We start from the raw sequence: 21,049 nt of genomic DNA on the forward strand, positions 1-21,049 counted from the left end.
CCGAGATCACACTCCGAAACGACCCCCGACCCAAGGCCGGGGGTTTTTCTTTTCGCTCAGAACGCCCCCGCGCCGATCCCCGCCAGCACGAGGACGAGGATCTGCGGCACGAGGATGCGCAGGAACATCACCAGCGGATAGACCGAGACATAGGCCACCGAGGCCGCCCCCGTCGGGCTCATCGAAACGGCGAAGGCCAAAGCCGGCGGATCGGTCATCGAGCCCGCGAGCACACCGCAGAGGCTCAGGTAATTGAACTTGCCAAAGATGCGCGCAAGGATGCCCACGAGGAGAAGCGGCAGGACGGTGATCAGGATGCCGTAGCCCATCCAGAGCAAACCGTCACCATGCAAAAGCGTCTCGAAGAACCGGTCGCCCGCGACGATCCCCACCACGGCGAGGAACAGCACGATGCCGAATTCGCGCAGCGCATGGTTGGCGGCGGGCGGCATGTACCAGGTGAACGGGCCCCAGTGCCCGAGACGGCCCAGAAGGATCGCCGCCATCAACGGCCCGCCCGCAAGCCCGAGCTTCAGAGGTGCCGGAATCCCCGGCACGGCCAGCGGGATCGAGCCCAGAAGCACGCCCAAGGCGATGCCGAAGAACAGCGCCGGGAATTGCACCTCCTGCAACCGGGCGTTCTCGTTGCCGAGTTGATGCGCCACGGCGTCGATATCCGCCTGCGCCCCCACCACGGTGACGATATCGCCGAAGGCGAGCGTCGAGGAGGCCTGCGCCGGAAGTTCGACCCCCGCACGGTTGATCCGCGACACGGTCACCCCGTGGCCTTCGAGAAAGGCAAGCTCACGCAGCGACTTGCCCAGCACCCGCTCCTTGGTCACCACGAGCCGCGTCCAGGTCAGCTTGGTGCCCTTGGTGGTCAGAGCCGCATCGATCTCGCGACCCAGAATGAGCTTCATCGCCAACAACTTGTCCTTCGGCCCGACGAGGTGCAGACAGTCGCCGACATGTACGATCACGTCCCGCGTCGGCACCACCAGCTCACCCGCCTTCTTCATCCGCGAGGCCACCACGCCCTGATCGAACAGATCCGGCACATCGCCCAAGCGCAACCCGTCGAGATTGGCGTTCATCACCTCGACGTTGATCGAGGGCAAGGCCTCTTCGCCGCTGCGGGTCTCGGCCTTGTAGGCGGCTTCCTCATCGGCGACCACGATGCGGAACAGCGCCCGGATCACGAACATCGCCGTCAGGATGCCGAGGATGCCGAAGGGATAGGCCATGGCATAGCCCATGCCCGAATTCGCCACTTCGGAGGCCGGAAAACCGGCATCGCCCAGCACCTGTTGCGCCGCCCCCAGCCCCGGCGTGTTGGTCACCGCCCCGGACATCACCCCGACGAGCACCGGCAGCGGCAGATCGGTGATCACCCAGATCGCCAGCGTCACGGCGACCCCGCCCAGAACGATGGCGATGGCCACGAGGTTGAACTTGAGACCGGATTTGGCGAAGGACGAGAAAAAACTCGGCCCGACCTGAATACCGATCGTGTAAACGAACAGGATCAGGCCAAGTTCGCGCACGAAATGCATCACCTCGCCGTCGAATTCGATCCCGGCGCGCGAGGCCAGATGCCCGACGAGGATGCCGGAGAACAGCACACCGCCGATGCCGAGGCCGATCTTGCGGATCTGCAATTTGCCGAACAACAACCCGAAGGCGCCCGCAAGCGTCAGGGCGAGGGTCGTGACGGCAATGTCTGAAAGAGGAAGAGAAAGGGCCATGGTCTTGCTTTCCTTGGGAATTTCGAGGCAGGCCTCAGAAAGTGTCAGGGGGTCAAATCTCGTGGCCTATCATGGGGCGGATCAGAACCTCCCTGCCGTGCTCCTGGGTCGCGTGCCCCTGTCTGTACCTGACATGTCTCAATTTTCTGCAAATGCGAAAGGACCTTGCAAGAAGAATCTTGCCCTTAGACCGCATTCGGGCCGGACTGTAACCCGCCGACCCCAAGATCGGCCAAATCGTCATCGGAAATGCTGACGCCACACAGGAGCCGGTCGAGCACCCGATCCGCCCCGTTCTCCGCCGTGTCACGCATCGCCCCCGGCAGGCCGAGGATCGGCACAGCCCCAAGGCCACCCGCGAACATCTCCGCCCCCGGCGCCACCGGAAGGCCGAAGCGCGTGATCACCCCGCCCGCCTGCGTCACCGCCAGAGGGCCAACGTCGAGCAGATCGGCGGTCGGGCGCGCGGGCAGGATCAGAACCACCTCGCCATGGGCGGACAACAACGTCTCCGCCAGTGCATCGGCACGATGCGCCACGATCAGGCTTTCCGTCAACCGCAACCCGAGCCGCGCGAGCCTTGCCCGGATCGCGCCCTCGCCCCGGCTGTCCGGCGCCGCGCCCACCACCGTCTGGATCAGCGTCACCTTCTCCGCCAGAACCGGTCGGAGCCGGATCATGTCCTCCCCCTCCGCAAGCACCCGCGACAGGGCGGAGCGGCGCAGCGCCAGCGGCAGGGCGCGCAGTACGGCCACCCTCTCCCCCGCCTGAACCCTCTGAAACTGCGACACGGTGGCAATCGAGAGCCCCGGGTCCACCCGGTTCATCCGTCTCAGCCCCTCGGTGTCGAGCCCGACCACCCCCGTGACCGTGGCGGTCAAAACCAGCCGCCCCCCCGAAGGCCTGCCGCGCCGGAGTCCCGCATCCGCCTCATGCGGCACCAGCGCCTCCACAAGTCGCAAGAGCGCGTCATCGGCGACGATGTCATGAGGGTCCAGCTCGGCACAGATCACCTCGCGCAGCCCCGCCATGGTCAGCGCAGCGATCTCAGACGGGCCGATCACCGTGCCACGCGGCAACACCATGCCCGAGGGCAGCGCGGTATCGCGCCCGAGGCGCGTGCCCTTGGCCGCCGCGAGTGGACGTGGTCCGAACATCATGATCTGTCGTCCTTGCGCATGGTCGTCTTTCACCGGAGCCGTTCCCCTCATGCCATGACAAGGTAAACCGCCTGTCAACAGGGCCGCATAAATTCGATCCGCAGAAAAAAAGAGGCGCCGCAGGAGAAACGCAAACCCTGCAGCGCCAGTGTAGTATTCTGCCCACGCACAAAAGGCAGGATACGGCGCGGACGATCGGAAGGAGAGTCCGCGGGAGGAATGCAGGAGGCTGTGTCTGACTGCTGACGAACAGGTCCTGCGCTCGAGTACCTGTCTAAGGGAGCGGGCGACTCGGAACCTTGATCTCGATCAACAGGGTATTTCACTCTGGTATTGACGCCTGTGCAGACGCAGCGAAAACCCGCATTTTCTTGGGAAAAATGCAGAAAAGATCGGGGAAGTCCCGGTCGAAAAAATCGCGAAAATCCGCGAAAAAACCTGAAAAACCTATGTGGCAAGCCTCAGAGAAGATTCAGCTTCTCGAAATTGTCGCCATTCTTGGACAATTCATGCCAAAGTGTCGCAGGCTCCCAGATGTCCGGCGCCGCAGCCGCAAAACTTTTCAGACGTTTTTCCGCCTGAAAAATCCCCATCAGATCCGCCGCCTTCATCGGCCCGCCGTGATAACGCGGATAGCCCTTGGCGAGCATCATCACCACGTCGATATCCACCGGGCGCATCACCACGCCCGCCTGCAACAGCCGCGCGCCTGCGTTGGCCGCCGCCAAAAGAAGGCGTTCGGAAATATCGCGGTCGCTGAGTTCGAGTTCGGGCACACCGCCCTGGGCGCGCAGATCGGCAAGGATCGCCTCCGCCACCGTGTCATCGGGCCCCTGCCCGCTGGCGTAATCGTAGAATCCCTGCCCGGCTTCTTTGCCCCGGCGGCCCTCGGTGGCGAAAAACTGCGCCACCGCGCCGCGCATATGATCGAGTCCCAGCGCATCCATGGTCTCGCAGGGCCCCGCCGGAAAGCCGTACTCGCGCATCACCCGATCGATTCGCGCCGGGCGCACGCCCATGAGCAAAAGCACATCCACCGCCGCCCAGACTGCCTCCTGCACCCGATTGGCGATCAGCCCGTCGCGGGCACGTAACGTCACCGGCACCTTGCCCAGCCGCTTCACAAAGCCATGCGCCGTCACCAGCGCCTGCTTCGACACGTCATCCCGCAAGGCCAGTTCGACGACGCGGATCGCCTGCGACGGCGCACAGAAATGCAACCCGAGAAAACGCTCCGGATGAGCCAGATCGCGCGCCATCTGCGCAAAGCCGTGATCCGCCACGGTCGCCAGCACGCAATCTTCCGGCAGGAACTCCTCGAGCCGGGCCAGAAGCCGCGCCCGCGCCTCTGTCGAGGCCGCGCTCGCCTCGATCACAAGCCCCGCCCCGGACAGGCTGTCCGTGCGCGTCGTCGCGGTGAACTGCGCCAACCGTTCCCGCCGCACCTCGGCGGTGATCTGCCCCTGTTGCTCGGCGCGGGTATAGGCCGTGGTGATCCGCTGTTCCGCCACCACCAATTGATCGGCGGCACTGCCCAGCAGGCGCACCTTGAGCCCGTGATCGAGCGCCGTGACCGCGATGCCCAGCGCCAGAGACCCGGTGCCCACGAGGCCGAGCTCCCCGATCTCCGCCGGGCGCAGCCCCTCGACACCATCGAGCCGCGCCGCACGGCGTTCGGAGAAATAGGCATGGCGCAGCGCCTTGGCCTCTTCGCTGTCGAAACAATCGGCCCGCGCCACGCTTTCGCGCGCCACTCCGGCCTCGAACGGCAGGATCAGCGCCGCCTCGACGCAATCGACGATCCGCGCCGGCGCCGCGATCCGTGCTCCCTTGATTTCCGCGCGCCGTGCCGCGATCTCCTTCATGTAGGCCTCGCCGTCCCGGAGCCCCCGCGCAATCGCCCGCGTCGGACGCGGCCCGCGCTCTCCGACCAGAAACCGCTCAGCCAGGGCGATTGCCGCCTCGGCGGGGCTTTTGCTGTCGGCCATCTCATCGACCAGCCCCAGCTTGAGCGCCTGAGGCGCGGGCACCGGCCGCCCGGAGAGCAGGATTTCGAGTGCCACACCCGGTCCGACCAGCCGCGGCAGGCGCTGTGTCACCCCGCCCGTGGGCACCAACCCCAGAGTGATCTCCGGCGCACCGAGGCGGGAGCGGCGCCCGATCACCCGATAATGCGCCGCCAGCGCAAGCGCGAAACCCGCCTCCAGCGTACTGCCATGCAGTGCCGCGATCACCGGTTTCGAGCAGGCTTCAATCCGGTCGCAAACTGTGTTGAGACTGGGCGCAGGCTCCTCCGCCGCCAGAGTATCCGCCGGAAACCCGGTGCAGAACGACGTGCCCTCCGCCATCAACACAATGGCCTGCACTTCCGGGGCGCTCTCCGCCGCCTCAAACGCCGCAAGCAGGGCACGGCGCAGCTCAGGCGTCAACGTGTTGACCGGCGGCGACGAGAGGCACAGGAGCGCAAGCCGCCCCTCCCGGCGGCTCTGCACAAGCGGCGTCTCGACACTCTCCGATCCTCGGCCCTGCGTCGCTTCCGTCATGTATTTTCGCGCCTGCCCCACAGCCTCACTCATCCGCGCCCCCGCACAACCTGCGACTTGCCCCGCATTCGCGCCTTTCAAAGTACCCGAAAGGCCCACGCGCAAGTTATCCACAGGTTTTCCACATCATGCGGCGACACCTCCGCCTTGGCAAGACGACAGACCCTCAGACCGCGGATTTCCGGCCCGGCCCCGGGTGCAAAACCCGCATCACTCCGGGATTTCAGCCCTTGGGATAGAGATCGTCGGCGGAACGGTCTTCCAACTCGGCCTCCAGCCGCACCAGATCCTCCGGCAGCGGCAAACCGAGCGCCGACAGTTCGGCCAGTTTCTCACGCAGGTTTTCCTGCAGGATGTGGCGATCCGCCGGACGGGCGGCGATCTCGTCGAGGATCATGTAGACCTGTGCTTTCAGCGCTTCAAAGGCCATGGCCCTATCCTTTCATCCCGTGACACGCAAACCGGATCAGACCGGCATATTGTCCCACATATCATCCGCATCGTCGTCGTCCGCCGGATCGGACACCTCATGGAGGAACTGGGCCTCCTGGGCCTCGAAGCTGTCATGCAGCTTTTCCTTCAAGGCGTTGGCGGTGTCCTCATCCTTCACCAGATCGTCGACGATCTTGTCGATTTCTTCTTCGGTCTTCGTCACACGGGTCATTTCAACCTCCCTGATCCATGTCCCATCGCTCTCCCGGCCGACTTGTCTTGTCTGAGTTTCCTGCCTTGCTTTGCAGCCTATTCCCAAACGCCCCAACCGGCCCTTTTCAATGCGGCTTCGCCACCCGCGCGGCACAGTCGCGGCACATCGGCGTATAAGGGAGCACATCCAGACGTTCGGCGCTGATTTCATCGCCGCAGACGGCGCAATAGCCGTATTCGCCCTCGTCGATGCGTTCGAGCGCCGCGTTGATCATCACGATCTCCGCCTTGCCCTGCGCCCCCATGCCTTCGAGCACCTCGTCGCCTTCGCGTTCGGTGGCCAGTTCCTCCCAGTCCTTCGACTGATGCGCATCCAACTCGGCGTCGATCTCTTCGAGACGCCGGGTCAGCTCGGTTTTGCGCTCCAGCAATTGCGCTTTTCTTTGAACAAGGTCGATCATCGCGGCTCCTCCTTGGACAACGAGCATCCTCCCAAAGCGTCACGCAGGCCTTGATTCACATCAACAGAAATCACGGTTTCCCCACATGAAACCGGATCATGCCGTCTCACGCAAGCTCAGGCAAGCGGCCCCGCGGCCATGCGCCCGGCGGCTCATTCCAGCGCCGGAAGTTCCCCCATCGTCGGAAAGCCCTCACCGTCGCCGAGCGGCGGCAGACCGTCCACCGCCGGAAAACCGCCCACTGAATCCCCCGCCATATCCTCCAGGGGCGGGAGATCGCCAAGCGGGGGAAGCTCGCCCATCGCCGGAAGGTCACCGAGCGCGGGCAGATCCCCTTCCATCCCCATCTCTCCCTGCATGCCGCCGGACAGCGCCGGAAAACCCTCCCCGCCAAGTGCTGCCATGTCGAAGCCGCCGCTCGAGGACAGCTCCGCTTCGAGCGCATCGTCATCCTCGGTCGCAAGCACCACCCGAAGCGCGCGTTTGCCGTTGATCTGGCCGAGCCGTGCGCGGCTGATCAACCGCTCCCCCGCGCGCAATTCGACACGCGACAGCGTCTCACGCGGGATCGGGATCATCATCCCCTCCTGAAGCCCCGCCACATCGGAGAGCGTCAGGGACACCCGGTGCAACACCGTGTCGAGCCGCGCCTCCGTCCTCCTCACCGCCTCCTGAAAGGCCGCGCCGAAATCATGCCCCGCGCCATGCGCCGGACCGCTGGCAACCGGCATATGCGGAAAGATCAAAAGAATCTCCCCTTCCCGCCCCTCGCGGCCCAAAAGCAGTTTCAGCCGGTAGAGCCGGTAAGGCACGTCGTCAAAGGCGATGGCGATGGAACGCGCCTCGCGCAACTGGGCGGCGGTGTGATAGCCCGCCACCGCAGGCGGATCGGGCAACTCGGCCAATTGCGCCTCAAACAGCCGCAGCATCCGGTCGCAGAGCGGCGCACACATGACGGAATCGGTGGCGGTCGGCGGGCGTACCTCCGGCGCGAGCGACAGGACCCGCCCCACCGTCTGCTGTTCGACAATGGCCGCGACGGTATTCCGGTCGAAGATGGCAAGCCCGTAGGCGTTCTCCGGCCCCTCCAGAAGCGACAGGAGCGCATGTTCGGGCACCTCCCCCGGCAGGCGGGAAATCGCGCTTTTCTCCTCGCTGACCTCAAGCACCTGAAGCACCAGCCCGATGGTGTCCTCCGCCGCCTTGGCCGCCGCGATCCGAAGTGCCTTGGCGGGCGACAAGGGTTGGACGTCCGGCGGCGGGCGACCGACGCCCGCCTTGCGGCGCATCGCAGAAATGATGTCGGCATCGGACATGGGGACGGACGATCTCGCTCAACTCGCTCGGACTCTCCCGTCCTTTTTCCATGCTCAAAGTAAACAAATCATTGAAGCCGGACGGATTTTTTCCGCCAATCCTCCGACTTAGCCGCGCGCACGCACCCGTGGCAGGGTGATGCGGAACGCAGCTCCCCCTTGCCCCGGCAAATAGGCGATGGTGCCGCCGAGATTGGCGACGATCTCGCGGCAGATCGCAAGGCCAAGCCCCGCACCGCCCGCCTTGGCGTGATCGGTGAGGCGGGAGAATTTCTCGAAAATCACCGCCTGCTTGTCCTTCGGAATCCCCGAACCGTTGTCGATGAAGTCGATCTCCAGACGGTCGCGGCCCAATCGCCGGGTCTCGATCCGAAGTTCCGGGGTCGGCGCATCGCAATATTTTCGGGCATTGGCGATCAGGTTGATGAACACCTGCGCCAACCGGTCCGGGTCAGTCTCGATGGCAATATGTTCGGCGATCTCGTTGCGCCGGATCGCCATCGTGCGGCCCTCCGCACTGGCGTTCACCGCCTTTGATATCACGTCATGCAGGTTGTCACGCGCCCAGTTTAGGCTTACCTGCCCGTTTTCCAGCACCGACAGATCGAGAAGATCGTCGAGCAGACGGGTCAGCCGCTGAGCCTCATCATGGATGATCGTCGAGAACCGCTCAAGGCTTGCCGCATCGAGATCGCCCGCAGCGCCCCCATCCCGCAGGATTTCGGAGAACGCCCGGACCGAGGTCATCGGCGTGCGCAGCTCGTGGCTGATCTGGCTCAGGAAGGCGTCCTTCTGGATCGACAGCGCGGTCAGTTTCTCGTTGGCTTCGCGGAGCTTGCGCGCGGTGCGGCTCAGTTCTTCGGATTTCAGCTCAAGCTGGGAGGAATATTCCATCATCTGCGCCGTCTCGTCGGCCACCGCCATCAGGTCCTCGACGGAGACGACCACGCCCCCCGCGATCTGGCCCAGCATCGCATGCGCCGTCGCGGCGCCCACCGACCCGGCCAGCTCGCGCTCCAGCCGTTCGATGAATTCTGGCGTGGTGTCGGGCAGATAGCCCTCCTTGCCCTGCGCGAGCGCCTCGGATTGAAACAGCGCCTGCGCCTCAGACGGGCCGAGGATACGCTGCGCCATGACCAGCAAATCCTCCGCCTCGGCAAAGCCATGCGACCAACTGCGCGTCGAGCCGGAATGCTCGAAGACATTGACGAATTGCGCGCCTTGCAAGCGTTCGACGGGCCGCGGGAAGGAGAACAGCGAGCCCAGCAGAAACAGCAGCGTGTTGAGCGCCAGAGACCAGCTCACCGCATGCACCACCGGATCGACCCCGGTGACGCCGAACAACGCCTGCGGACGCAGAAGCGTCAGGCCCAGCGGCCCGTGCTCCAAAAGCTCCGGCGTGAACCCGGCGGCGGCCCCGAAGGACGGCAGGAACATGGTGTAAGCCCAGACGACGAACCCCGTTACGACACCGAGGATCGCCCCCAACCGCGTCGCCCCCCGCCAGAAGATGCCGCCCAGCATCGCGGGCAGGACCTGCGCCACGCCGGTAAAGGAAATCATGCCGATGGAGGCCAGCGCCTCCGATCCGCCGGAGAAATGGAAATAGAGATAGCCCAGCACCAGAACGCCAAAGATCGACAGGCGGCGGGCATAGAGCACGACGCGGCGCACATCGCCCGACACGGTCGCACCGCCCTTGCCCTGCGCCGAGAGCCAGATCGGCATGACGATGTGGTTCGACACCATGGTCGAAAGCGCGATGGCCGCCACGATCACCATGGAGGTGGCCGAGGAGAACCCGCCGAGAAAGGACAGCGTCGCCAGCAGCCGGTGATCGGCATGGAGCGGCAGGGTGAGGACGAACATGTCGGGGTTCGAGCCTGCGGGCAGCACCTCGAGCCCCACCACCGCGATCGGGATCACGAAAAGCGACATGCCGAAGAGATAGAGCGGAAAGGCCCAGCCGGCGGTGAACAGGTGGCTTTCGTCCGAATTCTCCACCACCAGCACCTGAAACATCCGCGGCAGGGTCAGAAGCGCCGCCGCCGACAACATGGTGAGCGCGATCCAGCGCGTGCCCTGGATCGGATGCTGCGCCACCGGCGAGGCGTCGATCTTCGCCATCAGATCGCCGATCCCGTCGCCCAAGCCCCAGACGACAAACACGCCCACCGCCACGAGGGCGAAAAACTTCACCACCGCCTCGAGCGCGATGGCGGTCACCACCCCGTGGTGGCGCTCGTTGGCATCGAGATTGCGCGTGCCGAACAGCGCCGTGAACACCGCCAGCCCGACCGCCACCCAAAGCGCCGTCTTGTCGAGATCGGGCAGCACCGCACCCGACGGGTCATTGACCCCGAACACCGCAAAGGACAGCGCCACGGATTGCAACTGGAGCGCAATATAAGGCGTCGTGCCAATGACAGCCAAAAGTGTCACCAGCACGCCCAGGGTGGTCGACTTGCCGTAGCGCGAGGAAATCAGGTCGGCGACCGAGGTGATCCGCTGCACCCGTCCGATGCGCACCAGTTTGCGCAGGATCCACCACCAGCCGATCATCATCAGCGACGGGCCGAGATAGATCGTCACGAACTCAAGCCCCGAGCGCACCGCATAGCCCACCGCGCCGTAAAACGTCCATGCGGTGCAATAGATCGACAGCGACAGCGTGTAGATCATCGGCGAGCGCAGCCAGCCCAAACGCCCCGCTTCGGCGCGTTTCTCGGCCCAGAAGGCCACAACGAACAAAAGCGTCGCATAGCTCAGACAGGCGAGGACGAGAATGTTGAACCGCAGCATCTAGCGCCCGCCCTCCGCATCCGGGCCTTTCTGCGCCGCCACACGCTCCGCCGCGGCCTCGCCCTGCGATAGCCGTCGGGTGAGCAAAGCCGCCGCCACAAGCCCCAGCGCCCAGACCACGAAGACATGCAGAAAGGCTCGCGCCCCCGCGCCGACCGGCTGGTCCGTACCCTCGCCGCCCCAGAGAAGCGGCAAAAGCCAGAGCCCGAACATCAGAAACGGCAAGAGGCGCAGCGCATCAATCAGCCGCCGCCGCCGGTAAGACGCCCGCGCAAGATAAAGCGGCCCGCGCCGCTCAGCCATGCCCCTCACCGGAGGCTTCATCAGAGGTGCCCGCCAGACGGCGCACGGTTTCGAGCATCTCGGAATTGGAAAACGGCTTGGTCATGAAATACGACACGCCCGCAGCTTCCGCCATGTCGCGGTCCTTTTTCTGGCCGCGCGCGGTGAGCATGAGGATCGGGCGGGCGGCATGGTCGGCATCCGCGCGCAGGTCGCGCAGGATGTCGAAACCGGATTTGTTGGGCAGCATCACATCGAGGATCACCACATCCGGACGCTTGCGCCCCACGGCCTCCACGGCCGTTGCCCCATCGGCATGGGTCTCTACCGTCCAGCCATCGCGCGACAGGATAAACCGGATCGCTTCGATGATGTTCGGTTCGTCCTCGATCAGGAGCACGCGCTTGCCCATGATTGCCCTCTTCTCCCCCTCGCGTGTCGCACCTTATGGCGATTTGTCGCGTCTCTGTCAAAAATTTGATAATTCACGCGCCATTTCGGAGTTTACATCTCGCTTGACGCGCCCCGTTCTGCGCGGGATGGTCCAGCCATGATCCTGCGCCCCTTGCTCTCTTCCGCGTTTCTTTTGATGGGTGGCCTCATGCTCGGGAGCATGCTCGGCGTGGACAGCCTTGTCTCCCACATCCGCTCCAATGGAACGATCGCGTATTTCAAAGACAGCACCGGCTCAATGGCGGGTCAGGACGAGTATCTGGCGTTTCCCCTCTTCTTTATCCTGCCCTTGCTTGTCCGGATTTTCCGGTCCGGCAAACGGCTCACGCTCATCGAAATCCTCCTCCATATCATCGCCTTGGGCCTGATCGGCATTGCGGTCACCTCGGTCGGAACAGAGGCTTTGCGCAACACCCGTCTTTACGGCGAAGATGCCGACGCCCTTGACATCCTGCTTTTCAGTGGCAAGGCGACCCTTGTGCTGTCGCTTGCGCTGATCACCGACAGTCTTGTGTCGCGCTTTCTCGTCCCACCGAACCCGCCCCGCTCCTGAGGCTCACAGCCCCTCCTCCGGCTCCTCCAGGACCATCGAAGGCTCGCGCCGCGCCGGGCAGTTCATTCGTGCGCAGACCCGACAGGATGTGCCGACGCCCAAGACCTCCGCCTCGCGCGGGGTGACGTCGAGACGGTCGAGCGGGATGAACAGCATCGTCGCCTCCACCACCTCGGGAGCTTCGAAGCTCTCAGCGCGCTGCGGCTGGGCGATGGCATAAGCCAGGAAGCGCCGCGCGGGCTGGCCCTGTTGCTCGACCACCCGGCGGATCGGCACCATCGGGCGCAGAAGCGCCTGATACAAGGGCCAGAGCGGACAGGCCGCCCCGAAACGCGGCGGCGCGAACCCGTCCAGCGGTTTGCGGTAAGTCAGCGCCCCCGAGCCGTCGCAGATCGCAAGCCCGGTCGGCACCCGGTTCTCGAACGCCGGAAGGCTCGCCAGACGCCGCATCGCCGCGGCCAAATCTACTCCCGCGAGTTGCGCCAGCGCCGCCGGGTCCGGGCCATGCTCCGAGATCAGCGCCTCGACCATCGACAGCGGCATTTTCTCCGCCTCCGCCCGCGCCCTGAGCACCCATTTGCGCGCCAGTTGCCGCGCCGGAGCCGAGCGCAGCCCGCCCTCGCCGGTCAGCTCCGGCATCATACCGCGCTCCAGCTCCGGCAGGGCGAAATCCCGTGCCGCGAGCCAGGCCTCGACCTCTTCGAGCGGCGAACTCAGCGTATCCTCCGATTGCCCGACGCTGTCGAGATAGGACACCAGCGCCTGCGAGCCCTGCGCAAGGCGCTGGCTGTCCTCATAGAGGTTGCGGTGAAACCGCGCCTGCCAGTCCGGGTCGATCTCGCCCATGCCATTCAGAATCCCTGCCGTCGAACGGATCGCCGTCACGGTCGAGAGCACCTCATGCAGGCTGTCGGAGAGAAACGGGTCATGTGCCAAGCGATCGTTCAGCGCCTCGATCCGCCGCTCCAGTGCGGTGATCCGGTCGCGCTGCGCCACCACCAGTTCGGCCCAGCCGGGAAACCGCCCGGCGAATTCCTCAGCTCGTTCCGCCTCCGGTTCCGCCGCCGCCCGCCGCGCCCGAGAGATGTCCGGACGCGCCCGTAAAACCGCATTGCTCGCCGCGTCCTGCAACCCCTCCATCAAGGGCAAATCCGCCCCTTCGGTCAGAACCGACGGCTCAACCCCCAGCGCACGCGCCAGATCGACCAGAAGCTTGCCGCCGATTCTGCGCCGGTTGTGTTCGATCAGGTTGAGATATGCGGGCGAGATGCCCACCGTGCGCGCCAGATCGGCCTGTTTCAGCCCCTCAAGCGTGCGCCTTTCGCGAATACGTGTGCCTGTCAGCGCTGTGCGTGGCATAATCCCCCCGAAGCTCTCGCCAGAGCGCTCCCGCCTCTGGCCGTGGCGTTTTCACCTGCGTCATGAAATCTCGTCGCGATTTCAGCTCACTGCCGCGCCCGCAAACACCGCTCTTTTGCGCCTGCGGGAAAACGGTTTTACATTGTATGCAAATACATTGTGTAATTCTTAACAAAAAAATCATTGTTTCCAAGCCACTTGTTGCCCGGTTTTCGATCCACCCTCAATAATACCCCCATCCCGTTTACATACCCGCTGCGCCGGGTGCCGTCCGCAAACCACGGACCAGAAAACGGGTTTCGTGCATCGCCCGGTGATCGGGGAGGACCTCCGGGCGATGCGCCGATCACCGGACAAGGCCAGCAAAAACCAGGCCACATCATATCCGAAACACTCAGGCCATTAAGCTCGGGCCCAAAAACCTCGGGCAAAAAACTCAGGGAGGAGTTTTCAATGACCAAAACCGATCTGACGCGCCGCCGCGTTTTGAAATCCGGCGCCGTGGCGGGCGCGGGTCTCGCGCTGCCGACGATGTTCACCTCCGGCGCCTATGCCTTTACCAACGAACCGATGGGCGGCACAGTGACGCTCGGGTTCAACGTGCCGCAATCCGGCCCCTATGCCGACGAGGGTGCCGACGAGCTGCGCGCCTATCAGCTCGCGGTCGAACATCTGAATGGCGAGGGCGACGGTGGTATGCTGAACACCTTCAGCTCCAAGGCGCTTGAGGGCAACGGCATCCTCGGCAAGAAGGTCGACTATGTCACCGGCGACACCCAGACCAAATCCGACGCGGCGCGCGCCTCGGCGAAATCCATGATCGAGAAAGACGGCGCGGTGATGATCACCGGCGGCTCGTCTTCGGGCGTGGCCGTCGCCGTGCAGGGCCTGTGTCAGGAAGCGGGCGTGATCTTCATGGCCGGTCTGACGCATTCCAACGACACCACCGGCAAGGACAAAAAAGCCAATGGGTTCCGTCACTTCTTTAACGCCTATATGTCCGGCGCGGCCTTGGCCCCCGTGCTCGCGGCGCGTTATGGCACGGATCGCAAGGCCTATCACCTGACCGCCGATTACACTTGGGGCTGGACGCAGGAGGAGAGCATCGCGGCGGCCACCGAGGCGCTCGGTTGGCAGACTGTGAACAAAGTTCGCACACCGCTCGGCGCGGGCGATTTCTCGTCCTACATCACGCCGGTGCTGCAAACCGATGCCGATGTGCTGATCCTGAACCATTATGGCGGCGATATGGTCAACTCGCTCACCAACGCGGTGCAATTCGGCCTGCGCGACAAGATGGTCAACGGCAAGCAATTCGAGATCGTCGTGCCGCTGTTCTCGCGTCTGATGGCGCGCGGCGCGGGCGAGAATATCAAGGGCATCCTTGGCTCGACCAACTGGCACTGGTCTTTGACCGATGAGGGCTCGCAGGCCTTTGTGAAGAGCTTCGGCACGAAATACGGCTTCCCGCCGTCGCAGGCCGCGCACACCTGCTATGTGCAGACGCTTCTCTATGCCGATGCCGTCGCCCGCGCCGGATCGTTCAACCCCTGTGCCGTCGTCGAAGCACTCGAAGGCTATGAGTTCGACGGTCTGGGCAACGGGCCGACGCTCTACCGCGCCGAGGATCACCAGTGCTTCAAAGACGTACTCGTGGTGCGCGGCAAGGAAAACCCGACCTCGGAATTCGACCTTCTCGAAGTGGTCGAGATCACCCCCGCCGCCCAGGTCACCTATGCGCCGGATCACCCGATGTTCGCGGGCGGCGCTCTGGGTGAGTGCAACGCGGGTTAAACCGTTCCGCGCACGGGGATCAATCCCCACTTCACAGGCCAGCTCACTGGCCACCTCACTGGGGGCTGAACCGCAAAGCGGCAGCCCCCACCCCCCTCATAAAAACTGCGGGTCTTCCGTCTCCCAGCCCGTGCGCGGAATCGGGAAAGCTTTGCCCGCCGGGGACCCACACAGGACACAGGGAAGGACGGCACGTCCATGGAAACCATCCTCTTGCAATTGCTCAACGGGCTGGACAAGGGCTCGGCCTATGCGCTCATCGCGCTGGGGCTGACCCTGATTTTCGGCACTCTGGGCGTGGTGAATTTCGCCCATGGCGCGCTCTTCATGATCGGGGCCTTCTGCGCCGTGACGCTGTCGCGTCTTTTGAACCTGTCGTTCGAGACCGTCGACCCCACGCGCACCGACTTCCTCGGCAACCCGCTCAAGGTCAAAACTCCCTATGTCGAGGCGTGGTTCGGCCCCGATTTCGGCCATGCGCTCATCGACTGGTCGGTGCCTCTGGCGATCCTGTTCTCGATCCCGATTATGATCGCCGTCGGCTTCATCATGGAGCGCGGGCTGATCAAGCATTTCTACAAACGCCCCCACGCCGATCAGATCCTCGTCACCTTCGGCCTCGCCATCGTGTTGCAAGAGGTGATCAAGTATGTCTACGGCGCCAACCCGATCTCCACCCCCGCCCCCGATGCGTTCAAAGGCAGCTTCGATTTCGGCGCGCTTCTGGGCTTCGACCCGAACCTGATCATCTACCCCTATTGGCGTCTGATCTATTTCGGCTTCGCCGCCGTGGTCATCGGCGCGGTGTTTTCCTTCCTGCAATTCACCACCTTCGGCATGGTCGTGCGCGCCGGCATGGCGGATCGCGAGACCGTCGGCCTTCTGGGCATCAACATCGACCGGCGCTTCACCCTCATGTTCGGCCTCGCCGCCGCCGTCGCGGGCATGGCGGGCGTGATGTACGCGCCGATCCTCTCGCCCAACTATCACATGGGCATGGATTTTCTCGTGCTCTCCTTCGTCGTCGTGGTCGTGGGCGGCATGGGGTCGCTGCCGGGCGCCGTCGCCGCAGGTTTCCTCTTGGGCATTCTCGAAAGCTTCGCCTCGATGAACTGGATTAAGGACATCATCCCCGGCATCGACCAGATCATCATCTATGTCGTCGCCATCGTCATCCTGCTGACCCGCCCGCGCGGGCTGATGGGGCGCAAAGGCGTGATGGAGGAGTAAACCATGAAAAAGAACATCCTCGGGCTGAACCCGAAAGACACAAAATTCCTCCTGATCGTCGTCTTCCTGACGCTCTTCACCCCGATCCTGTTGCAGCCCTTCGCGGCGGGCTCGGAGCTTGCGCAATTCAACGGCGGCTACCCCGACCTGATGCAGAAAATCGCCATTTTCGGCATCTTCGCGGTGGGGTTCAACATCCTCTTCGGCCTGACCGGCTACCTGTCCTTCGGCCACGCCGCCTTCCTCGGCATCGGCTCTTACGCCGCAGTCTGGATGTTCAAACTGCTGACGATGAACGTGATCCCCGGCATCCTTCTGGCAATGGTCGTCTCCGGCCTCTTCGCCGCCGCCATCGGATACGTCAGCCTCCGCCGCTCCGGCATCTATTTCTCCATCCTGACGCTGGCCTTCGCGCAAATGTGTTACAAGATGGCCTATTCCGTCCTCACGCCTTTGACCAATGGCGAAACGGGCCTGCAACTCACGCTGAACGACCCGCGCATCCTCGACGGCGCGCAGCAGGGCAGCTCGCTTCCGGTCACCAACATCTTCGGTCTCGCGATGAATTCGTCTTATAAAGTCGAGGCTCTGGGACGGGTCTTCACCTTCAATGTCGGCTTCTATTTCTGCGCCGTGATCGCGATCCTCGCCTTCTATGTCGCGATCCGCCTGTTCCGCTCGCCCTTCGGCATGATGCTCCGCGCGGTGAAATCGAACCAGCAACGTATGACCTACACCGGGCTCGATCCGAAACCCTACACTCTGGCGGCCTTCGTGATCTCCGGCATGTACGCAGGACTTGCGGGCGGGTTGCTCGCCGCGATGGACCCGCTGGCGGGTGCCGACCGGATGCTTTGGACCGCCTCGGGTGAAGTCGTCATCATGACCATCCTCGGCGGTGCAGGCACGCTGATGGGGCCGGTCCTTGGCGCAGGCGTGATCAAATATCTCGAAAACATCTTCTCCAAGATCAACGAGGGCGTGCTGCACGATTGGTTCTCCTTCCTGCCCGACGGTGTAGAAGATGTGGTGATCTGGGTCTTTGCGCGCTTCACCGGCGAGGGCTGGCACCTCACCCTTGGCGTGACCTTCATGCTGGTCGTGACCTTCCTTCCGGGCGGGCTGATCGAAGGGCTGAAACGTCTCGCCTCGCGCATCCGCAATGGCTCGCAGAAGCGCGACAAATACGATGATCCGGACCCGGAGCACCGCCCCGACCCCGGCAAACGCGTTGCAGGAGAATGAACATGGGAATTCTTGAAGTCAAAGGCGTCGGCAAGCGTTTCGGCGGCCTTCAGGCCCTCGGCAACGTCAACCTCTCGGTGCAGGAAAACACCGTTCACGCCATCATCGGCCCGAACGGTGCCGGGAAATCCACGCTCCTCAATTGCCTCGTCGGCAAACTCATCCCGGACGAAGGCTCCGTCACCTTCGCGGGCACGTCCGTGTTGGGCAAGAAACCGCATGAGATCAATCAATTGGGCATCTCCCGCGTGTTCCAGACCCCGGAGATTTTCGGCGATCTCACGGTGATGGAAAATATGATGATCCCCTGTTTCGCCAAGCGCGACGGCGCATTTCGCATGCATGCCATAGAGAGCATGGAAGCCGAGACCGACCTGATCGCCAAGGCGGAGGCCATGCTCGAAGACGTCGGCATGTTGGAGAAACGCGAAATGATCGCCTCTTCCATGTCCCGCGGCGACAAGCGGCGGTTGGAAATCGCCATGTGTCTGGTGCAGGAGCCGAAACTCCTTCTGCTCGATGAGCCCACCGCCGGCATGGCCCGCGCCGACACCAACAACACCATCGCTTTGCTCAAGGAAATCAAAGAAAAACGCGACATCACCATCGCCATCATCGAACACGACATGCATGTGGTCTTCTCGCTCGCCGACCGCATCACCGTTCTGGCCCAAGGCACGCCTCTCGTGGAAGACACGCCCGACATGATCAAGGGCAATCCGAAAGTCAAAGAAGCCTACCTTGGCGAAACGCAGCAGGTGTAAGACATGACAGAACAGTTCAATCCCAACGCCAACCACGCCCAGAACGCGCCTGCGTTTTTCTCCGCATGGGACGTGCATGCCTATTATGGCGAAAGCTACATCGTGCAGGGTGTCACCTTTAACATCCACGAGGGCGAAATCCTTGCCCTTCTGGGCCGGAACGGCGCGGGCAAAACCTCGACGCTCCGCGCCCTCGCGCGTCTCGACAGTCCGCAGGTCACCCATGGCGAGATCTGGCTCGATCACGAGCGCCTCCACACCAAGACCTCCTATGAGGCCGCCGTGAAAGGCATTGCGCTTGTCCCCGAAGATCGCCGCATCATTCCCGGCCTCACGGTCGAGGAAAACCTGCAACTGGCGCAGATCGTCGAACCGGTCGGCTGGTCGCTCGACCGGCTTTACGATCTCTTCCCGCGCCTTCGAGAGCGCCGCAAGCAAGAGGGCGTCACGCTTTCGGGCGGCGAACAACAGATGCTCGCCATCGCCCGCGCTTTGGCCCGCGACATCAAGGTGCTGCTCTTGGATGAACCATACGAAGGCCTCGCCCCAGTCATCGTCGACGAAATCGAGAAAACGCTCCGCATCATCAAGGAGCAGGGCATCACCACCGTCTTGGTCGAACAAAACGCCGTGCGCGCCCTCAATCTGGCCGACCGCGCCGTCATTCTCGACACCGGGCGGGTGGTTTATGATGGTAGCGCTAAAGAAGTGCTTGAGAATGAAGCGCTAAGAGCCGAATATCTCGCCATCTGATGACATGCCCCTCCCAAAGCGGCGAGGGCCAGCTTTGGGAGGAGCCATTATGACCGACATTTACCCGCCCTCTGAATCCTTCGCGTCCGACGCCCTGATCTCGACCACCGATTACGAGGATCTGTACCGCCGCTCGGTGGAGGATCCGGTGTCCTTCTGGGCCGAGCAGGGCAAGATCCTCGACTGGATGGAACCCTACACCCAGGTGAAGAAGACCTGTTTCGATTTCGGTCGCGTCGACATCAAATGGTACGCCGACGGCGTTCTGAACGTCTCTGCCAACTGCATCGACCGCCATCTTGCGCGCAAATCCTTGCAGACCGCGATCATTTTCGAGCCCGACGATCCCAACGAACCCGCCCGCCACATCACCTACAAGGAGCTCTCCGACAAGGTGAACCGCATGGCCAACGTGCTCCTGAGCCAAGGCGTCATGCGCGGCGATCGGGTTGTGATCTACCTGCCGATGATCCCCGAGGCCGCCTATGCCATGCTCGCCTGTGCCCGCATCGGCGCGATCCACTCCATTGTTTTCGCAGGATTTTCCCCGGACGCGCTCGCCAACCGCATCAACGATTGCGGCGCAAAACTCGTCATCACCTCCGACACAGCACCCCGCGGCGGCCGTCGCACGCCTTTGAAGGCCAACACCGACGCCGCCCTGCTGCACTGTTCCGACAAGGTCCGCTGCCTCGTCGTCAAGCACACCGGCGATCAGATCTCCTGGGTGCAGGGCCGCGATGTCGACGTCAAATACCTGATGGAACACGCCAGCCCCGATTGCCCGCCGCGCCCGATGAATGCCGAAGACCCGCTCTTCATCCTCTACACCTCGGGCTCCACCGGCAAACCCAAAGGCGTCGTCCACAGCTCAGGCGGCTATCTGGCCTATGCAGCACTCACCCATAAATACGTCTTCGACTACCACGACGGCGACGTCTTCTGGTGCACCGCCGATGTCGGCTGGGTCACCGGCCACAGCTACATCGTCTACGGCCCGCTCGCCAACGGCGCCACCACCGTGATGTTCGAAGGCGTGCCGACCTACCCCGACGCCGGCCGGTTCTGGGCCGTTTGCGAAAAGCACAAGGTCAACCAATTCTACACCGCCCCCACAGCGCTGCGCTCCCTCATGGGCCAGGGCAACGAATGGGTCGAGAAATACGACCTCTCCTCGCTCAAAGTGCTGGGCTCCGTCGGTGAGCCGATCAACCCGGAGGCCTGGAACTGGTACAACGAGGTCGTCGGCAAGGGGAACTGCCCGATCGTCGACACCTGGTGGCAGACCGAAACCGGCGGGCATCTTCTGACCCCGCTGCCGGGCGCGATCCCGACCAAACCGGGCTCCGCCACCCTGCCCTTCTTCGGCGTGCAACCGGTCATTCTGGATGCCACCACCGGCGAGGAAATGACCGAGACGGAGGCCGAAGGCGTCCTCTGCCTCAAGGACTCCTGGCCCGGCCAGATGCGCACCGTCTGGGGCGATCACGAACGCTTCCAAGAGACCTATTTCCAGCAATACAAAGGCTATTACTTCTCCGGCGACGGCTGCCGCCGCGATGCCGATGGCTATTACTGGATCACCGGCCGCGTCGACGACGTGATCAACGTGTCGGGCCACCGCATGGGCACCGCCGAGGTCGAAAGCGCCCTCGTCGCCCACGCCAAGGTCGCCGAAGCGGCGGTCGTCGGCATGCCGCACGAGCTCAAGGGCCAGGGCATCTACGCCTATGTGACGCTGATGAACGACGTCGAACCCTCCGACGCGCTGCGTGCGGAACTGGAGAAATGGGTCCGCACGGAAATCGGCCCGATCGCCAAACCGGACTTCATCCAATGGGCGCCGGGCCTGCCCAAGACCCGCTCCGGCAAAATCATGCGCCGCATCCTGCGCAAAATCGCCGAGAACGACACAGGCTCCCTCGGCGACATCTCAACCCTCGC

The 21,049-nt window shown here is 63.6% G+C and carries 18 protein-coding genes; 7 read left to right on the forward strand and 11 right to left on the reverse strand.

What is annotated here, in order from left to right; all coding sequences use genetic code 11:
• Positions 1-56: 56 nt before the first annotated feature.
• The 10 genes from NH195_RS10560 to NH195_RS10605 form a co-directional block, all read right to left on the reverse strand.
• A complete protein-coding gene (locus tag NH195_RS10560; RefSeq protein WP_066706512.1) occupies positions 57-1,745 on the reverse strand; it encodes a putative transporter in 1,689 nt (562 codons plus the stop codon).
• A 185-nt stretch (positions 1,746-1,930) separates the two neighbouring features.
• Positions 1,931-2,905, reverse strand: a complete 975-nt coding sequence (locus tag NH195_RS10565; RefSeq protein ID WP_066706514.1) for a molybdopterin-binding domain-containing protein — start codon at positions 2,903-2,905, stop codon at positions 1,931-1,933.
• Between the two features lie 461 nt (positions 2,906-3,366).
• A complete protein-coding gene (locus NH195_RS10570; RefSeq protein ID WP_081423881.1) occupies positions 3,367-5,481 on the reverse strand; it encodes an enoyl-CoA hydratase-related protein in 2,115 nt (704 codons plus the stop codon).
• 190 nt (positions 5,482-5,671) lie between these two features.
• Positions 5,672-5,878: a hypothetical protein gene (locus tag NH195_RS10575; RefSeq protein ID WP_066706518.1), complete on the reverse strand. Its 207-nt coding sequence runs from the start codon at positions 5,876-5,878 to the stop codon at positions 5,672-5,674.
• 36 nt (positions 5,879-5,914) lie between these two features.
• On the reverse strand, positions 5,915-6,112 hold the full coding sequence (locus tag NH195_RS10580) for a hypothetical protein (protein ID WP_066706520.1): 198 nt from the start codon (positions 6,110-6,112) through the stop codon (positions 5,915-5,917).
• 106 nt (positions 6,113-6,218) lie between these two features.
• On the reverse strand, positions 6,219-6,554 hold the full coding sequence (locus tag NH195_RS10585) for a TraR/DksA family transcriptional regulator (RefSeq protein WP_066706522.1): 336 nt from the start codon (positions 6,552-6,554) through the stop codon (positions 6,219-6,221).
• 152 nt (positions 6,555-6,706) lie between these two features.
• Positions 6,707-7,870: a FliM/FliN family flagellar motor switch protein gene (locus NH195_RS10590; protein WP_066706526.1), complete on the reverse strand. Its 1,164-nt coding sequence runs from the start codon at positions 7,868-7,870 to the stop codon at positions 6,707-6,709.
• Positions 7,871-7,978: 108 nt separating this feature from the next.
• Complete coding sequence (locus tag NH195_RS10595) at positions 7,979-10,672, reverse strand: ATP-binding protein (protein ID WP_066706529.1); 2,694 nt, start codon at positions 10,670-10,672, stop codon at positions 7,979-7,981.
• A complete protein-coding gene (locus NH195_RS10600; protein WP_198403477.1) occupies positions 10,673-10,975 on the reverse strand; it encodes a hypothetical protein in 303 nt (100 codons plus the stop codon). It abuts the gene before it with no gap.
• Entirely contained in the window at positions 10,968-11,366 is a 399-nt protein-coding gene (locus tag NH195_RS10605; protein ID WP_066706532.1) for a response regulator transcription factor, read from the reverse strand. The genes NH195_RS10600 and NH195_RS10605 overlap by 8 nt, the downstream gene beginning before the upstream one ends.
• A 138-nt stretch (positions 11,367-11,504) precedes the next feature.
• Here NH195_RS10605 and NH195_RS10610 point away from each other — a divergent pair, with 138 nt between their 5' ends.
• Positions 11,505-11,960, forward strand: a complete 456-nt coding sequence (locus NH195_RS10610; protein WP_066706535.1) for a hypothetical protein — start codon at positions 11,505-11,507, stop codon at positions 11,958-11,960.
• A 3-nt stretch (positions 11,961-11,963) separates the two neighbouring features.
• Here the strand turns inward: NH195_RS10610 and NH195_RS10615 are convergent, their stop codons facing one another.
• Entirely contained in the window at positions 11,964-13,319 is a 1,356-nt protein-coding gene (locus NH195_RS10615) for a helix-turn-helix domain-containing protein (protein ID WP_066706538.1), read from the reverse strand.
• Positions 13,320-13,772: 453 nt separating this feature from the next.
• Between NH195_RS10615 and NH195_RS10620 the strand changes: the two genes are divergently transcribed.
• The 6 genes from NH195_RS10620 to acs form a co-directional block, all read left to right on the forward strand.
• A complete protein-coding gene (locus NH195_RS10620) occupies positions 13,773-15,113 on the forward strand; it encodes a substrate-binding protein (protein ID WP_066706540.1) in 1,341 nt (446 codons plus the stop codon).
• A gap of 198 nt (positions 15,114-15,311) precedes the next feature.
• Positions 15,312-16,343, forward strand: a complete 1,032-nt coding sequence (locus NH195_RS10625; RefSeq protein ID WP_066706543.1) for a branched-chain amino acid ABC transporter permease — start codon at positions 15,312-15,314, stop codon at positions 16,341-16,343.
• Positions 16,344-16,358: 15 nt separating this feature from the next.
• Entirely contained in the window at positions 16,359-17,588 is a 1,230-nt protein-coding gene (locus NH195_RS10630) for a branched-chain amino acid ABC transporter permease (protein WP_155846141.1), read from the forward strand.
• Positions 17,589-17,590: 2 nt separating this feature from the next.
• Positions 17,591-18,352: an ABC transporter ATP-binding protein gene (locus NH195_RS10635; RefSeq protein ID WP_066706550.1), complete on the forward strand. Its 762-nt coding sequence runs from the start codon at positions 17,591-17,593 to the stop codon at positions 18,350-18,352.
• 3 nt (positions 18,353-18,355) lie between these two features.
• Positions 18,356-19,105, forward strand: coding sequence for an ABC transporter ATP-binding protein (locus NH195_RS10640; RefSeq protein ID WP_066706553.1), 750 nt, complete (start codon positions 18,356-18,358; stop codon positions 19,103-19,105).
• Positions 19,106-19,154: 49 nt separating this feature from the next.
• The coding region (gene acs, locus NH195_RS10645; RefSeq protein WP_066706555.1) for an acetate--CoA ligase at positions 19,155-21,049 on the forward strand (1,895 nt) is incomplete at its 3' end.

The organism is Celeribacter ethanolicus (assembly GCF_001550095.1).
In the GTDB taxonomy this organism is placed as follows: domain Bacteria; phylum Pseudomonadota; class Alphaproteobacteria; order Rhodobacterales; family Rhodobacteraceae; genus Celeribacter; species Celeribacter ethanolicus.

Bases quoted from the DNA above. Each gene is read 5' to 3' on its own strand.
- NH195_RS10560 (WP_066706512.1), bottom strand. From the start codon at position 1,745: ATGGCCCTTTCTCTTCCTCTTTCAGACATTGCCGTCACGACCCTCGCC.
- NH195_RS10565 (WP_066706514.1), bottom strand. From the start codon at position 2,905: ATGATGTTCGGACCACGTCCACTCGCGGCGGCCAAGGGCACGCGCCTC.
- NH195_RS10570 (WP_081423881.1), bottom strand. From the start codon at position 5,481: ATGAGTGAGGCTGTGGGGCAGGCGCGAAAATACATGACGGAAGCGACG.
- NH195_RS10575 (WP_066706518.1), bottom strand. From the start codon at position 5,878: ATGGCCTTTGAAGCGCTGAAAGCACAGGTCTACATGATCCTCGACGAG.
- NH195_RS10580 (WP_066706520.1), bottom strand. From the start codon at position 6,112: ATGACCCGTGTGACGAAGACCGAAGAAGAAATCGACAAGATCGTCGAC.
- NH195_RS10585 (WP_066706522.1), bottom strand. From the start codon at position 6,554: ATGATCGACCTTGTTCAAAGAAAAGCGCAATTGCTGGAGCGCAAAACC.
- NH195_RS10590 (WP_066706526.1), bottom strand. From the start codon at position 7,870: ATGTCCGATGCCGACATCATTTCTGCGATGCGCCGCAAGGCGGGCGTC.
- NH195_RS10595 (WP_066706529.1), bottom strand. From the start codon at position 10,672: ATGCTGCGGTTCAACATTCTCGTCCTCGCCTGTCTGAGCTATGCGACG.
- NH195_RS10600 (WP_198403477.1), bottom strand. From the start codon at position 10,975: ATGGCTGAGCGGCGCGGGCCGCTTTATCTTGCGCGGGCGTCTTACCGG.
- NH195_RS10605 (WP_066706532.1), bottom strand. From the start codon at position 11,366: ATGGGCAAGCGCGTGCTCCTGATCGAGGACGAACCGAACATCATCGAA.
- NH195_RS10610 (WP_066706535.1), top strand. From the start codon at position 11,505: ATGATCCTGCGCCCCTTGCTCTCTTCCGCGTTTCTTTTGATGGGTGGC.
- NH195_RS10615 (WP_066706538.1), bottom strand. From the start codon at position 13,319: ATGCCACGCACAGCGCTGACAGGCACACGTATTCGCGAAAGGCGCACG.
- NH195_RS10620 (WP_066706540.1), top strand. From the start codon at position 13,773: ATGACCAAAACCGATCTGACGCGCCGCCGCGTTTTGAAATCCGGCGCC.
- NH195_RS10625 (WP_066706543.1), top strand. From the start codon at position 15,312: ATGGAAACCATCCTCTTGCAATTGCTCAACGGGCTGGACAAGGGCTCG.
- NH195_RS10635 (WP_066706550.1), top strand. From the start codon at position 17,591: ATGGGAATTCTTGAAGTCAAAGGCGTCGGCAAGCGTTTCGGCGGCCTT.
- NH195_RS10640 (WP_066706553.1), top strand. From the start codon at position 18,356: ATGACAGAACAGTTCAATCCCAACGCCAACCACGCCCAGAACGCGCCT.